The sequence below is a fragment of the Bradyrhizobium sp. UNPF46 genome (assembly GCF_006658625.1).
Taxonomy (GTDB): domain Bacteria; phylum Pseudomonadota; class Alphaproteobacteria; order Rhizobiales; family Xanthobacteraceae; genus Bradyrhizobium; species Bradyrhizobium nitroreducens.
This window is the reverse complement of sequence record NZ_LFJB01000086.1, coordinates 1-14,962: the sequence shown is the minus strand read 5'-3', so window position 1 is coordinate 14,962 and position 14,962 is coordinate 1. Positions and strand designations below refer to the sequence as shown.

Genomic DNA, 14,962 nt, shown 5'->3' with positions numbered 1-14,962 from the left:
GGGCGATGCGAAGCATCGAACCCGGAATCTCGAGATTCCGGGTTCGGCTCGTCGAGCCGCCCCGGAATGACGAGGGGTTCCCGATTGACATCTCCATCCGCAGTGCCAGACTTTGCACAATAATACAGGGTGGAGACGTCCGCGATGGCGAGCCTTTCGGCCTCGAACCATGTCGCCCGTGTCTTGTCCGTCGCCAATCATGTGGCCGACGTCGATGCCTCTTCGCGGATCGCCAATTCCTGGCGGCGGTGCCTGGTCAATCACAAGCTCGATCCGGCCCGGCAGGGACCGCCGCAGACGTTGACCGAAGCCGAAATCCGGCACGTTGCCGGGCCGATGGAAGAGACGATCAGGCTCGCAACGCCTGAACTCGATGACCTCGCCCGCGTGCTGCGTGACGCCGGCTATTGCGTCAATCTCGCTGACGCCAACGCCACCATGCTGTTCAGCCGCCTGCCCGGCGAGGCGGATGCGCGTCTGTTCATGGACTGGAAGATCTACACCGGCTCGAATTTTGCCGAGGCCTGCGAGGGCACCAATGGTCTGGGGACCTGCCTCGCCGAGCAGAAGCCGATCCTGGTGCATCGCGACGAGCATTTTCGCGCGCAGTGGCACATGTTCTCCTGCGCGGTCGCGCCGCTGTTCGACCATGTTGGCCGCCTCGCCGGAGCCATCAACATCACCTCTTGCCGGGAGGATCTCGAGCGCGCTGCGCATCAGCTCGCGCTTGCGGTGACGATGGAGGCGACCCGGCGCATGGAAGGGGCGATCTTCCGCGATCATTTCCGCAACGCCTGGATCGCGACCGTGCCGGGCGACGGCGGCAGCGGTCTGCTTGCCTATGACGACGATCGCCGCATCGTCGGCGCCTGCCGTTCGGCGCGCGCACTGCTGGGCCTCACCGACGGCTTGATCGCATCCGGGATCGACCTGTCGCGCTACGTCAAGTTCGATCATCATGCAGGCCGCGGCGCGGACGAGCTCGTCGAGCTGCGCCGCGCCGACGGCAGCGCGCTGGGCCAGGGTCATGTCGCGCCGCCGCTGCGCGCAAGATCCTCTACGCGCCCGGTTGCACCGCGCCGCGACGCGCCTGTCGACCGTTTCGACGCGCTGTATCGGCTCGCCGGCCGCGATCCCGGGCTGATCAGAAGCGTCAAGCGGCTCCGCAGCATAGGCGATCACAATCTGCCCGTGCTGCTGTATGGCGAGACCGGCGTCGGCAAGGATTTGTTCGCCCGCGCCATCCACGCCGCGAGCGGCCGGGTGCGCGGCAATTATGTCGCGCTGAACTGCGCGGCGATGCCGGAGAGCCTGATCGACGCCGAACTGTTCGGCTACGAGGCCGGCGCTTTCACCGGCGCGCGGCGCGACGGCTCGAAGGGGCTGATCGTGCAGGCCGACGGGGGCACGCTGTTCCTCGACGAGATCGGCGACATGCCGATCGCACTGCAGACGCGGCTGTTGCGGGTGCTGGAAAACCGCGAGGTCTGGCCGCTCGGCGCGCTCAAGCCTGTCGCCGTCGATATCCGCCTGATCAGCGCCACCCACCGCGACCTCGGCCGCATGGCCGAAGAAGGCGCATTCCGCGCCGATCTCTATTTCCGCCTGCGCGGCCTGGAGGTGCGGCTGCCGGCCCTGCGCGAACGCGCCGACCGGGACGACGTCATCCGCCAGATCGCGCGCGAGGAGGCGCCGAATTGCCGCGTCTCGGACGAAGCGTGGTCGCGGCTCTCCGCTTATTCCTATCCCGGCAACATTCGCCAGCTCCGCCACGTGCTGCGGCTCGCCGGCTGCACGGCGGAGGATGCGGTGATCACCGATGCCGATCTCGATCTGCCGCCGTTCGGCGGGCGAGCAGAACCCGATCTCGCCGCGGCCGAGCGTGCCACGATCGTCGAGGCGCTGCGCAAGCATGGCGGCCGCGTCACTGAAGCTGCCCGCGCGCTGAAGCTTGGCCGCGCGACGCTCTATCGGAAAATCAAGCAGCTGAAGATCGAGGCCGCGCAGTAGACGTTTCCTTCTTCCCCTCTCCCCCTTGTGGGAGAGGGTGGATCGCCGCGTAGCGGCGAGACGGGTGAGGGGTTTCTCTCCACGAGTCCAACTCTCAGCTGAGCGCGCGGAGATATACCCCTCATCCGGCGCTTCGCGCCACCTTCTCCCACAAGGGGAGAAGGAAACAGCGCAGCGTTCCTTACGAAAAATCGCTCCAGCTCAGATGCCGCGAATCGCGGTCGCCGACCGTCACGGTGCCGCGGATTTCGTGGGGGACGTGGAAACTGCTGCGCAGATAGACGAGTGGCGAAGCCCCGTCGGAATGCGACACGCTGCGCACCTCGCCGACGAAGATCGAATGCGTCGTCGTCTCGAACTCCTGCGCCAGCATGCAGTCGAATGCCGCGACCGCATCCGTCAGCACCGGCGCCCCCGTGGCCCCGCGCGTCCACTGGCCGAAGGCGAAGCGGTCGTCACCGTTGACGCCCTTCTGGCCGCTGAAGGTGAGCGCCAGCATTGCGTGATCCTCGTGCAGGAAGTTGATCGCGAACGCGCCTTCCTCGCGGATGCGCGCATGTGCGCTGGCATTGCGGTTGACACAGACGATCAGCGAGGGCGGCTTGTCCGACAGCGAGCAGGCCGAAGTCACCGTCAATCCCGTGCGCTTGCCGTGCTCGGCGCCCACCGTCACCAGCGCCACGGCGCCGGCGCATTGGCGCATCGCCTGCTTGAAATCCTTGGCGTCAACAGGATTGGCGTCCACCGTCACGCGGAAACCTCCGAAATGAATGCGGGTGCGGCACGATCGCGCCGCACCCGGCGCTAAGAGTCTAGCGTGATCTCTTCGGAAAACCGCTACGCACTTTTCCGGATCATGCTTGCGTCAAGCCGCCTTCTTCGCGGAGCCGAGATGCGCAACGCGCGGCATCACCTCGTTCTTGAGCAGCGAGAGCGAGTGGTGCCAGGCTTCCGGCTTGTGCTTGTAGTCGAAGCCGAACACGCAGAGCACGCCGAAGCCGCCGACCTCGTCGTAGATCTTCTCGATCTTCTCGGCGACCGTCGCCGGCGAGCCGACGATCCAGTTCCGCTTGGCGCAATATTCGACGGTGACATCGCTGTCAGGCACATCGGGCGCGTGCTTCAGATAGTCCTTGAAGCCGAAATGGCCGAGCAGCGGCAGGAAGTACTCGCTCATCATCCGGCCCATCATGTCGCCGGTCGAGAGCCTCCAGGCCTCCTCGTCGGTGTCGGCGACGAACACCTCGCGCACGAGGCGCCAGTCGGCACGGTTCGGCTTGCGCCCGGTTTTGGCGGCGCCGATCTCGACCGAGTCCCAGTGGCTGCCGACATAGGCCGGGTTGAGGTTGAGGCTCATCGGAATGAAGCCGCGCTCGCCGGCAAGCTTCAGCGTGTCCGAGTTCTTCGAGAGGCCCGCAACGCCGATCGGCGGATGCGGCGCCTGCAGCGGCTTGATGTGGGGCTTGAGGAAGTCGAACATCGTGTCCGGCTTGGTCACCGTCCAGAACTTGCCCTTGTAGGTCCAGGGCGCGGGATCGCTCCACATCTTCAGGATGATCTCGAGCGCCTCACGGGTCATGTCGCGGTTCTGCCCGCTCATGCCGTCGACGTTGAACATTGCCCAGTCGCTTGGCAGGCCGCTCGCGGCGACGCCGAAATTGAGCCTTCCCTCGGAGAGATGGTCGAGCATCGCGACGCGGTTGGCGAGCTCGGCAGGGTGGTGATAGGGCAAAAGGAAGCCGCCCGGTCCGATGCGCAGCTTCTTGGTCTGCATCAAGGCCTGCGCGATCAAGAGGTCCGGCGTGGGATTGGGTTCCCAGGGCGCGGTGTGGTGCTCGCCGATCCAGGCCTCCTGGTAGCCGAGCTCGTCGAGCCAGCGCAGGACCTGCAGGTCCCAATCATGTCCTTCCTTCAGGCCGCACTCCGGCGGATGCGAAGGCATCGTGAAATAGCCGATCTCCATGGGTTTCCTCTCCATAATTGACGCGTCTTGTCGCGCGGTTCACGGATGTGAGTGGGAGAGCTTCAGCAAGCGGTGTGCCAGCGCGAGACGTGTCCGAACTTGCGAGAAAGGGCTGGTTTGGAGCGGCAAGAGCCGATATCCCGGGGCAGATGTCCGCGTCGTCGTCTCATTGTCGCGAGACGGCGTCTCGGCCGTGAGACGAGGACAGTTTCGCATGACCGAACCCGCTTATGCCGCGGTGGACTGGGGCACCAGCAGCTTTCGCCTGTGGCTGGTCGATCGCGCCGGGGAAGTGCTGGCCCAGCGCCGCAGCGATGAGGGCATGCTGGCGGCGGCGAAGACCGGCTTTCCCGCCGTGCTGCGATCGCATCTTGCGGCAGTCGAAGCGCCGGATCATCTGCCGGTTCTCGTCTGCGGCATGGCTGGCGCCAGGACCGGCTGGGTCGAGGCCGGCTATGTCGACACGCCGGCGCCGCTCGCGGCCGTCCTGAAGCAGGCCGTGCGCGTGCCCGGCGAGGCGCGCGACATCCGCATCCTGCCCGGCATCGCGCAGCGCGATGCAGCCGCGCCGGATGTCATGCGCGGCGAGGAAACGCAGCTGCTCGGCGCGCTCGGCTTTGAAGCCGCGGGCGAGGCGCTGGTCTGCATGCCCGGCACGCATTCGAAATGGGTGCGCGCCAGGGGCGGCATCGTCGAGGGTTTCTCCACCTTCATGTCCGGCGAGCTGTTCAGCGTGGTCTCGCGCGAGACCATTTTGTCGTTCGCGGTCGCCGGCGCCGACGAGGCCGAGGACGTCGCGAGCTTCAAGGCCGCCGTGAAAGCCGCCTATGCGGCGCCGGCCTTCGCCGCCAATCTCCTGTTCACGGCACGCTCGCGCCAGCTGCTGTTCGGTGGCACGCCGGCGGCAGCGCGCGAGACGCTGTCGGGCACGTTGATCGGCGTGGAGCTCGCGGCAGGGCTCTCCGGCGTTGTGCCGAAAGCGGGCATCACCCTGATCGCATCGGGCCGGCTGGCCGCGCTGTACCGCCACGCTTTCGACGCCTTGTCGGTCACCGTGCAGCCGGTCGATGCGGATGAAGCCGTCCGCCGCGGCCTGTCGATGGCGGCTGCCGCGATCTGGGCGAAGTCAAGGGATCTTTGAGATGAGCGTTGCCTTTCCGCCGATGAAGCGTCCGCTGGTCGCGATCCTGCGCGGCGTCAAGCCCGAGGAGACCGAAGCCATCGTCGGCGTCCTGATCGAGGCCGGCTTGACCGCGATCGAGATTCCCCTGAACTCGCCCGATCCGTTTCGCTCCATCGCAATGGCCGTGAAGCAGGCAGCTCCAGGCGTGCTGATCGGCGCCGGCACGGTGCTGACCACCGCGGATGTCGATCGTCTCAATGACGTCGGCGGCAGACTGATGGTCTCGCCGAACGTGGATACGCAGGTGCTCGCGCGTGCGCATCAATACGCCATGATCACGTTGCCCGGCGTGTTCTCGCCGACCGAGGCGCTGCTCGCCGCGCACTCGGGCGCATCGGGCCTGAAATTCTTTCCGGCCAGCGTGCTCGGCGCCTCCGGCATCGCCGCGATCCGCGCCGTGCTGCCGGCTGGCGTGATGATCGCCGCGGTCGGCGGCGTCTCCGACCAGAACTTTGCCGAATACATCAAGGGCGGCGTCACCGCCTTCGGGCTTGGCTCCAGCCTCTACAAGCCCGGCATGAGCGCCGCCGACGTCGCATCGCGCGCGAAGGCGACGATCACCGCCTATGATCGGGCAATTGCGAAAGACTGATCCGTCAATAAACTAGCCGTGAACCTGTCATAGCCTATTGTGCCTCATATTGCCGCGATGCTGATGTTGATACATCGCGCAGTGTGACCGGCGCATCAGGAGACCGACATGGCGATCAACAACGTGGCCGATCTGTTCGTGGAAACGCTCGAGCAGGCCGGCGTCAAGCGCATCTACGGCATCGTCGGCGACAGCCTGAACGCCCTGACCGAGGCGCTGCGCCGCCGCGGCACGATCGAATGGGTCCATGTCCGCCACGAGGAGGTCGCCGCCTTCGCGGCCGCCGGCGAAGCCGAGATGACCGGGAGCCTCGCGGTGTGCGCGGGCTCCTGCGGCCCCGGCAATCTGCATCTGATCAACGGCCTGTTCGACGCCCATCGCAGCCGCGTTCCCGTGCTGGCGATCGCCGCGCAGATCCCGACCGCGGAGATCGGCGGCGGTTACTTCCAGGAGACCCATCCGCAGAACCTGTTCCGCGAATGCAGCCATTATTGCGAGCTGGTCTCCGATCCGAGCCAGCTTCCTTTCGTGCTGGAGAACGCGATCCGCGCGGCGGTGGGCCTGCGCGGCGTCGCGGTCGTCGCCATGCCTGGTGACGTCGCCTTCCGCAGCCCGCCGAAGCGCGCGCTGTCGACGACGCGCGGCCTCAGCGTGGCCGCGCCGAAGGTGGTGCCGCATGCCGATGAGCTGCAGGCGCTGGCCGATCTCCTCAACAGCGCCGACCGCGTCACCCTGTTCTGCGGCCGCGGCTGCGCCGGCGCGCACGCGCCGCTGATGCAGCTCGCCGAGACGCTGAAGAGCCCGATCGTGCATGCGCTCGGCGGCAAGGAGCATGTCGAGTACGACAACCCTTACGACGTCGGCATGACCGGCTTCATCGGCTTCTCCTCCGGCTACGCCGCCATGCATGCCTGCGACACGCTGGTGATGCTCGGCACCGACTTTCCCTACAAGCAGTTCTTCCCCGTTGACGCGAAGGTCGCACAGGTCGACATCCGCCCCGAAAATCTCGGACGGCGCTGCAAGATCGATCTCGGCCTCGTCGGCGACGTCAAGCTGACCATCGAGGCCCTGCTGCCGCTGCTGAAGGCGAAGGCGCAGCGCAAGCATCTCGACGATGCCGTTGCGCATTACAAGAAGGCGCGCGAGGGACTGGACTCACTGGCCAAGGGCACGCCTGGCAGCAAACCGATCCATCCGCAATATCTCGCCAAGGTGATCAGCGACCATGCCTCCGACGATGCGGTCTTCACCGCCGATGTCGGCACGCCGACGGTGTGGGCGGCACGCTATCTCGGCATGAACGGCCGTCGCCGGCTGATCGGCTCCTTCGTGCACGGCTCGATGGCCAATGCGATGCCGCAGGCGATCGGCGCGCAGGCCGCGCAGCCCGGCCGCCAGGTGATCTCGCTGTCGGGCGACGGCGGCTTCACCATGCTGATGGGCGATCTCATCACGCTGACGCAGGAGAAGCTGCCGGTGAAGGTGGTCGTCTTCAACAACGGCGTGCTCGGTTTCGTCGCGCTGGAGATGAAGGCCGCGGGCTTCGTCGACACCAATGTCGACCTGCAGAACCCTGATTTCGCGGCGATGGCGCGCGCGATGGGCATCTTTGCAAGGCGTGTCGAGGATCCCGGCGAGCTCCCCGGTGCCGTGAAGGAGATGCTGGCGCACGACGGGCCGGCGCTGCTCGACGTCGTCACCGCCAAGCAGGAGCTGTCGATGCCGCCGACCATCACGGCCGAGCAGGTCAAGGGCTTCAGCCTCTGGGTGCTGCGCGCGGTGATGAACGGCCGCGGCGACGAGGTGCTGGATCTTGCGAAGACGAACCTCTTGCCGCGTTAGCCCCGCTTCACCGAAGGCGCGGGCAGCTGCTCGTGGCGGCGCTGGAAGCGCTGCCAGTGCAGCACGGCGCCGATCACCAGGGCCGGCAGGAAGCCGAGCACGATCAGGAAATGCGGCAGCTGCGTCGGTGAGACGAAGGCGATGGCGATGTCCGAGATCAGCCACAGCGCCGCGAAGATCACCGCGAAGTCGGTGCGCGGGCAGCGCAGGTAATAGAACACGGCAGTGATGACGATCGCGGGGCCGATTGCCACCGCGATCATGATCGCGGTCAGCTCCTTCGGCGTCAACGCGTCGAGCATCATCGAGGCCAGCAGCCACAGCGCGGCGAACATGGCAACGATGTCGAGCGGATGCCGCAATCCAATACCTCTCGCGGAGACGTACTATCGTTGTGGCCGGAGCCGCGGCCGTCAAGTCAAAATGCGCTCATTCCTCGTCATGTCCCGGCGTCGGGCGCAGCATGAAATGACCGAAAGCGGTGGCGATCGGCTTGTCCGCATCGTCCTGCCAGGCGCGCGCCTCGAAGGCGACGATGCGGCGGCCCTGCTTCACGATCGAGACGTTGGCGAACGTGTCGAGCGCGCGGCCGGAGCGCAAATAGTTGACGGTGAGCCCAATCGGCTTGGGCGGCGCGGCCGTGGCGAGCTCGCGCCCGACGCCGATGACGGCGGTGGTTTCGAGGAAGGCCCCGGTCATGCCGCCATGGATCGCGGGCAGGATCGGATTGCCGATGATCTTTGGTGAGAACGGCATCGTCAGCGTGCCATCGTCGTTGACGCGGATGCCGAGCCAGCGCGCAAAGGGGCTGCGTGCGAACGGCCCAGCCGGATCCTCCGGCGCCTCCAGCGCCGGTATGTCCAGCGCACTCATCCGGCGATCGGCGAGCATGTTGGTGCGGTTGGCGCCGACCATGAAGCAGGCGGTCGCGGTCGCCACCGGATCGTCCTCGGATTCCTGATAGGCGGTGGAGCGCACGAAAGCGATCGAGCGCGTGGTGCGGTAGCAGACCGAATGCGCCTTGATGTCGAGGCCGGGCGTCGCCGGCTTCTGGTAGTCGATGCGCAGGTCGAGCGTCGCGATCGCGCGCGTGCCGTCGAGCGCAAGCTGCACGGCCATGCCGCAGCTCTCGTCCAGCATCGCGGTGACGACGCCGCCATGCAGCACGCCGGTCTCGGTGTCGCCGACGAAGACGGGACGATAGGGCAGGCTGGACCAGGCTTCGCTGGGCGCGAAGCGGTCGAGCTGGAGCCCGCTGATGTGGCCGTAGTCGGAGCGGCGGCCCTTGATCGCCTCCGCGAGTTCCTCGAAGGCAAGCGTGGTTGGTGTGGTGCTCATGGGGAGGTTCTAGACCAGTCGGGCGCCGCGCAAAACCCCGGATAGGTCCCGCGCGGGCCGGTTTGGCCTCGACAGGGCGGACCGAAGCGCCGATGGTGGGCGCTTCGTTCGTCGACGAACTGCAAGGAGCGCCCATGGCCGACCCCGAAACGCCCGCCGCCAATCAGGGGCCCGTCATCATTTCGAGCTCCAGCTCGGAGCGGGCGCCGATCATCTATTTCGACGGCGCGTCGTGCTTCGGCCATCACAACGGCGCGATCCAGATCGAGCTCGCCGCGAACCTGTTGATGCCGGTCGGTGCCGCCGTCAGGGTCGACGTGGTCCAGACCGCGCATCTGCGCTGCAGCGTCGCCGCCGCGCTGGCATTGCGCGAAGCCCTCGACAAGGCGCTGGCGATGTACCAGCAGGGCCAGCAGCAACCGCCGGCGGAGGACATCCCGGCAGTGAAGAACTGAGATCTCGCTTTTGGGAGATCGTGTTCGGCCTTCGTGGTTCGAGACTTCCGCGAACCCGTCATCGGGCCACGGCACGCGACGGGACATCGAGAGCGTGCAGCATGGCAAGGCCACTACCGTTGCCTCCCGGCCTGCGCTAGTCTCGCGGCAAGACACGCGGACTGGAGAATTCTCATGGCGGATGCGGAAGGCAGATCTGTCGCGCCAGCCTGGCTCACGTCTCCCTTGGTGCTCGCCGTGGTCGGTCTGATCGGAACGGGTACCGGCGCCGTCCTGCAAGGTTTCTGGAATACCAGGCTCGAGCGCGAGAAGTTCGAGTTTTCCCTGATCGCGAAGGCGTTGACAGCCCCCACCAAGGACGAGGCCGCACAAAATCTCAAATTCCTGGTCGAGGCAGGGCTGATCAACCAGTTCAACTCGGAGAAGATCGCCAAGCTGGCGGCCAATCCGAAAACGCTCCCCAGCTTCCTCGGCGTGCCCGGGTTTGTACCGGTGCGGCAGGGCAAGACGATCTTGTCACGTATCGGCACCTATCAAGGTGCGATCGACGACGAGGCGAACGAAGCCTATTTCAAAGCGATCGTCGACTTTCAAACCGCGCAGAACCTGACGCCCGACGGAATGATCGGGGCCCAGACATACGACCGGATGAAGAGCGAATACACGAAGGCGACCGGCACCTGGCCGCCGACCGAGAGTCCCAAGCCGAAGCCCTGATCGGGCCTCCGCTCACCCGTTCATCACATGCACCTTCGGCTTCTTGCCGCCGTTCCACTTGCCGTCGAGCGCGCGCTCGATCTGGGCGGCGAGTTGCAGCAAGAGGCCGTCATTGGCCTGCGCAACCCTGCTTCGGCCATCACGACGATGCGATCCAGATCGAGCTCGCCGCGAACCTCCTGCTGCCGGTCGGTGCCGCCGTCAGGGTCGATGTTGTCCAGACCGCGCATCTGCGCTGCAGCGTCGCCGCCGCGCTGGCGCTGCGCGAAGCCCTCGACAAGGCGCTGGCGATGTACCAGCAGGGCCAGCAGCAGCCGCCGGCGGAGGACATCCCGGCGGTGAAGAATTGAGATCGCAATTGACAGCGATTTATCTTTGCGCCACCTTCCGTGCAGGTTGATACGACCTGCCGGTTGCACCCTCCGTGGAATGGTGAACGTATCGAGCCGTCATCGGCCTCCCCTTTGCCCGAGCGTCCGGGTCAGCAACGCAACCGCCTGATACATCTGGATCGCTCATGCAGAGGACGAACCGATGCGCGATTTTCGCGATGCCAAGGCTATGGCGCAGACCCTGCGCGAATCCCTGACCACCAAGGCCGTCACCATCAGTTACAGCGAAAGCCTCGAACTGGTGTCGAGAATGCTGGGCGTTGCCGATTGGAATACACTGTCGGCAATGCTTCAGACCAGACGCCGCGACACGCCGGCGCCGATCGTAAGGCTCAAAGGCTCGACGGCGGTCTATCCGGCCGTCCCCTTGCGCGACTTCGTGCCGTTTCCAAACGCAAGCTTTCCGCTGTTCGTCGCGCGCGAGAACACCGTGCTGGCGCTCAACCATGCGTTCGAGGGCGCACGTGAGATGGTCTGTGCAATTCAGCGCGACGCGACCGTCGATGAGCCGCAATTTGCCGACGTCTACGAGGTCGGTCTGCTCGCTCAATTGGTCGAGCTCGAACGGCTCTCCGACGGCTCGATCAGGGTCCTGACGCGCGGAATCCGCCGCGTCGGGCTTCGCAGCTTCGCGGCGACGAACAACGGTTACCGGTCCGAGGCCTTCGAATTGCCCGTCAGTCCACCTGCTGACGCTCCTGACCTGGTCCGCCGGACCATCCAGCGCTTCGAGGATTATGCGGCGGCCCACGGTCTGCTGATGCCTGATGTCTGGCTGTTCCTCGACCAGACGCGCGACGTCGGGCATATCGCCGATACAATGGCGACGCGGATGAAGCTGTCGGTCAAGGACAAGTATGAGCTGCTGGCAATCCTCGATCCCGTGAAGCGGCTGGAGAAGATCGATGCGTTGCTCGACGTGTCGTCTCTCCCGTTCACGCCGGCCTATGGCGCCACACGCCGCCGGGCGCTCGATCTTGCCGACCGGCGCCGGCATCAGTTTGCAACGCTGGAACACCTTCTGCTGGCGTTGACCGAAGACGGCGATGCCGCGCCTGTGCTGCAGGCCTGCAACGCCGATCTCGGCACGCTCAGGCAGAGCCTGACCGACTATCTAGACAAGGAGCTCGCTCGCATGGTGGTCGAGACCGGTGCTGCAGCGCCGACCGCTGCATTCCAGCGCGTCGACCGCCGGGCCGCGCTGCACGCCCAGGAGGTCGGTAATTCTGCCGTGACCGGCGCCAACGCACTCGTCGCCTTGTTTCCGGAGACACGAAGTCCCGCGGTGCGCTTCCTCGCCGAGCAAGACGTATCGCGCTGGCGCGTGGACAAGGCCATCGCGAAAGCGAGTGCCGAGGACAAGGGCTAGAGGAGAAAGCGGCGGCAGCTCACGCCTTGGTCACATGCACCTTCGCGGTCGCGCCGCCGTTCCACTTGCCGTCGAGCGCGCGCTCGATCTGGGCGGCGAGTTGCAGCAAGAGGCCGTCATTGGCCTGCTTGGCGATCGCCTGGATGCCGAGCGGCAGGCCGTGGTCCTGGCTCGCCATCGGCATCGAGATTGCGGGCATGCCGCAGAGATTGGCGAGCGGGGTGAAGGCGAAGAAGCGCCAGAGATTGCCGAACCAGTCGAGCACATCGGGATTGTCGGAGATGGTGAGATATTCCCTGGTGCCGACTTTCGGCGTCGGCAGCGCGGTGATCGGCGTCAGGATCACGTCCCACTGCTCGAAGAAGGCGCCGAAGCCACGCGAGGTGGTGTTGAACACGCCCTGCATCTTCGCGCGCTCGGCGAATGTCGTGTGCCGGCCGGCTTCCCAGATCCGGATGTTCATCGGCTCGATCAGGTCTTCGGGCGGCTTTTCCAGCCCGCGCGCGGCGAGCATGTTGGAGATGACCACTGCGAAGTTCGAGATGTAGCACATCGTCTGTGCCTCGAACGCGGCGCGGAAATCCAGCTCCGGCAGCGCGTAGTCGACATGATGGCCGAGGCCTTCGAGGAAGCGGCCGGTCTTCTCCAGCTCGGCTGCGAGTTCAGGCGTCGCGGTGTAGTCGCCCCAGGTGTGAGACAACGCGATGCGCAGCTTGCCCGGATCGCGCTTGATCATCTCCGAATAAGGCTGCGCCGTGGTCCAGAACGGCATGAACTCGCCGGGCGCAGGGCCGCGGGCGTGATCGACGAAGGCGGCGGTGTCGCGCACGCTGCGAGACTGGCAGCCCTGGATCGAGACGAGGCCGGTAAGGTCGGACATGTGGGGCGCGAGCGAGAACACGCCGCGCGAGACCTTCAATCCGATATTGCCGTTGACGCCGGCGGGAATGCGGATCGAGCCGCCGCCATCGGTGGCATGCGCGATCGGCACCACGCCGGCGGCGACCATCGCCGCGCTGCCCGCCGACGAGCCGCAGGTGGTGTAGTCGGTATTCCAGGGATTGCGGGTGACGTAGACGGCGGGATTGTCGGCCGAAGAGCACACGCCGAATTCCGGCGTCGTGGTGCGTCCGATCAGGTTGAGCCCCGCCTGGCGGAATTTACCGGTGAGGAAGGTATCGGCCGCGGCGCGGTTGCCGCGCATCAAGAGCGAGCCCATCTCCTGGAGCCGGCCCTTCATGGTCGGCCCGAGATCCTTCATCAGGAACGGCAGGCCGGCGAAGGGACCTGCGAGATTGGCGCCGTCCTTGGCGGGATCGGCGATCACGTCCTCGAACAGCTCGACCACGCCCGACAGCGCCGGATTGACCTTGGCGACGCCGGCGGCGGCCTGCCGCGCCAGCTCCTTCGCGGTCAGTTCGCCCTTGCGGACCCGCCCCGCCAGCGCGACGCCATCGTGCTGCGCCCATTCCGTCCAGCTCATCGGCAAAGTCATGAAGTCAAATCCCTTGAGGTGCGGCGTCAGCTTTTGAGCAAGGTCCCGCGTGAATCAACTGAGCCGGCACGAGGGGCAGGGTTGCGCCGGGCGGAGAGGTCGGCGTCATTAGAACAGTCGCGCGATCGCCGCAACCGGGCCGCCGCCGGCCGGCCCCTGATGCTCGGCGCCGCCGGAGACATAGACCATTCCGGTGCCGGCAAGGCCCGCGATCAGGCCGCCGACCGCAGCGCGGGCATGACGTGTCGAGCTGATGTCGGTATCTTCCAGCATGGTGTGACGGAAGCCGCGCACGCTGCCATCGGGCGAAGCCTCGGCCTTGGCGAAGATGTTGACGAGCTCGCGGCCCGCTTTTGCCTGCGGCGCGACCTCGAGCCCGACGCTCTGCAACGCAGACACCACCGCGGGCGCGTCGATCGCGTCGTTCATCACGGCATGCCCGATCTCGAAAGCGCTGGCTGAAGTGTCCGAATTGCCGAGCACGATGACGACGTTATGCATCAGCTCGATTCCGGACGAGGTCGAGGCGACCTTCGAGAACAGATCATGGCGCCGCAGCACGTCCTCGTCGCGGATGTCGGATGTGACCTCGCCGAGCGCGACCGCAACCCCGAGCGCGGAGGCGCCGCGCGAATAGGCCATCGAGCTGTAAGAGCTGGTCGTCGCGGTCTTGTTGCCGCGCGCGGCCGCCGCCTCGACGCGCTCGCTGGTGAGCAGCGGGCACTTGATCTGCACGAAATGGACGTCGGCGGGATCGCTGATGCCGGCATCCGCCATCGCGGCCTTCACGGCCTTGGCGGTCTCGGCGATCTGCGCCGAGCGGCCAAGCTCTTCAGGCAGGAAATCCCGGGTCTGCGCCATGCCGATGCTCAGGCGCTTGCCTGAGATGCCGGGCGGACCACGGATCTCCGCGCGGGTAAACACCGTGATGTGCGGGCTGAGCACGCCCTCGGTGCCGCCCGACATCACGAACGCAATGCGCTGCTCGACCTCATGTGGCGTCAGGCCGAGCTTCGGCGCGAGGGCAGTGCACAGCGCCGCAACGGCATATTCCCGCGTGAAGTCGTTGACGCCGCCATTGCCCTCGGTCTTGCCGAGGATCGCCAGGATTGCGGCTGGATCGATCGCGCCTGAAACGATCAGGCTGATGAGGCCGGAGACGTCGCCAGGGCCCTTGGTGGCGACCTTGAAGACGCCGACCGATGTTGATCGCATAAGAGAGTCCCCGTGGAAGGTTCGGTGGTCCGGCAGGGCTACCAGCCGTGGAAGCGGAGTGGATGTCAAGACGCAACAGTCTAGGTCATTCCGGGGCGCGCGAAGCGCGAGCCCGAAATCCATCGAGCAGCGCGCTATGCGGTCAAATGGATTCCGGGCTCGCGCCGAGTGGCGCGCCCCGGAATGACAGCGGAATGACAGCAAAGACGATGGTCGCCGACGTCGCTGTTTCGCGGGCCTGTCAATCGCGCCCACCAAAAATATTCCACTTTACCGAAATTCGGTTTCGGCGTATGTGTTGCCCATCCTGATCCGGCGAAAGGGGCGGTCGTACGTCGCAACGAGCCGCGGATCGGGGAGCGGTGGACGCTATCAGCGTCGTGCACGG

At 66.1% G+C, this 14,962-nt stretch carries 13 protein-coding genes and 1 pseudogene; 8 read left to right on the top strand and 6 right to left on the bottom strand.

Annotated features, from left to right (window positions below):
• The first annotated feature begins 144 nt into the window (after positions 1-144).
• A complete protein-coding gene (locus tag UNPF46_RS30825) occupies positions 145-2,010 on the top strand; it encodes a sigma-54-dependent Fis family transcriptional regulator (protein ID WP_181770190.1) in 1,866 nt (621 codons plus the stop codon).
• 181 nt (positions 2,011-2,191) lie between these two features.
• Here UNPF46_RS30825 and UNPF46_RS30820 read toward each other — a convergent pair whose 3' ends face one another.
• Both UNPF46_RS30820 and UNPF46_RS30815 read right to left on the bottom strand, forming a co-directional pair.
• The gene (locus UNPF46_RS30820) at positions 2,192-2,761 is read right to left on the bottom strand and encodes a flavin reductase family protein (protein WP_181770189.1); all 570 of its coding nucleotides are present in this window, start codon (positions 2,759-2,761) and stop codon (positions 2,192-2,194) included.
• Positions 2,762-2,875: 114 nt separating this feature from the next.
• Positions 2,876-3,973: an LLM class flavin-dependent oxidoreductase gene (locus UNPF46_RS30815; protein ID WP_174719025.1), complete on the bottom strand. Its 1,098-nt coding sequence runs from the start codon at positions 3,971-3,973 to the stop codon at positions 2,876-2,878.
• Positions 3,974-4,187: 214 nt separating this feature from the next.
• Between UNPF46_RS30815 and UNPF46_RS30810 the strand changes: the two genes are divergently transcribed.
• The 3 genes from UNPF46_RS30810 (at position 4,188) to poxB (ending at position 7,593) form a co-directional block, all read left to right on the top strand.
• Positions 4,188-5,114, top strand: coding sequence for a 2-dehydro-3-deoxygalactonokinase (locus UNPF46_RS30810; protein ID WP_142252505.1), 927 nt, complete (start codon positions 4,188-4,190; stop codon positions 5,112-5,114).
• Between the two features lies 1 nt (position 5,115).
• Positions 5,116-5,748 (top strand): 2-dehydro-3-deoxy-6-phosphogalactonate aldolase, encoded by a 633-nt coding sequence (locus UNPF46_RS30805; RefSeq protein WP_142252504.1) that lies wholly within the window; start codon positions 5,116-5,118, stop codon positions 5,746-5,748.
• Between the two features lie 108 nt (positions 5,749-5,856).
• Positions 5,857-7,593 carry a ubiquinone-dependent pyruvate dehydrogenase gene (gene poxB / locus UNPF46_RS30800; RefSeq protein WP_142252503.1) on the top strand — a complete coding sequence of 579 codons (1,737 nt, stop codon included), beginning with the start codon at positions 5,857-5,859 and terminating at the stop codon, positions 7,591-7,593.
• On the opposite strand, the gene UNPF46_RS30795 is transcribed toward poxB, so the two are convergent.
• Together UNPF46_RS30795 and UNPF46_RS30790 are read right to left on the bottom strand one after the other, a co-directional pair.
• The gene (locus UNPF46_RS30795; protein WP_181770188.1) at positions 7,590-7,955 is read right to left on the bottom strand and encodes a hypothetical protein; all 366 of its coding nucleotides are present in this window, start codon (positions 7,953-7,955) and stop codon (positions 7,590-7,592) included. The genes poxB and UNPF46_RS30795 overlap by 4 nt on opposite strands.
• Before the next feature lie 67 nt (positions 7,956-8,022).
• Positions 8,023-8,931, bottom strand: coding sequence for a PaaI family thioesterase (locus UNPF46_RS30790; RefSeq protein WP_142252502.1), 909 nt, complete (start codon positions 8,929-8,931; stop codon positions 8,023-8,025).
• Positions 8,932-9,065: 134 nt separating this feature from the next.
• On the opposite strand from UNPF46_RS30790, the gene UNPF46_RS37980 reads away from it, so the two are divergent.
• From UNPF46_RS37980 to UNPF46_RS30770, 4 genes and pseudogenes are all read left to right on the top strand, one after another.
• Positions 9,066-9,386, top strand: a complete 321-nt coding sequence (locus UNPF46_RS37980) for a hypothetical protein (RefSeq protein WP_174719027.1) — start codon at positions 9,066-9,068, stop codon at positions 9,384-9,386.
• 174 nt (positions 9,387-9,560) lie between these two features.
• On the top strand, positions 9,561-10,103 hold the full coding sequence (locus UNPF46_RS30780; protein ID WP_142252501.1) for a peptidoglycan-binding domain-containing protein: 543 nt from the start codon (positions 9,561-9,563) through the stop codon (positions 10,101-10,103).
• Between the two features lie 128 nt (positions 10,104-10,231).
• A pseudogene (locus tag UNPF46_RS38410) lies at positions 10,232-10,453 on the top strand (hypothetical protein); the annotation flags it as partial.
• Between the two features lie 184 nt (positions 10,454-10,637).
• Positions 10,638-11,864, top strand: coding sequence for an LON peptidase substrate-binding domain-containing protein (locus UNPF46_RS30770; RefSeq protein ID WP_142252500.1), 1,227 nt, complete (start codon positions 10,638-10,640; stop codon positions 11,862-11,864).
• A gap of 19 nt (positions 11,865-11,883) precedes the next feature.
• Here the strand turns inward: UNPF46_RS30770 and UNPF46_RS30765 are convergent, their stop codons facing one another.
• Together UNPF46_RS30765 and atzD are read right to left on the bottom strand one after the other, a co-directional pair.
• Entirely contained in the window at positions 11,884-13,359 is a 1,476-nt protein-coding gene (locus UNPF46_RS30765) for an amidase (RefSeq protein ID WP_181770187.1), read from the bottom strand.
• Between the two features lie 108 nt (positions 13,360-13,467).
• A complete protein-coding gene (gene atzD / locus UNPF46_RS30760) occupies positions 13,468-14,574 on the bottom strand; it encodes a cyanuric acid amidohydrolase (protein WP_142252499.1) in 1,107 nt (368 codons plus the stop codon).
• Between the last annotated feature and the right edge of the window lie 388 nt (positions 14,575-14,962).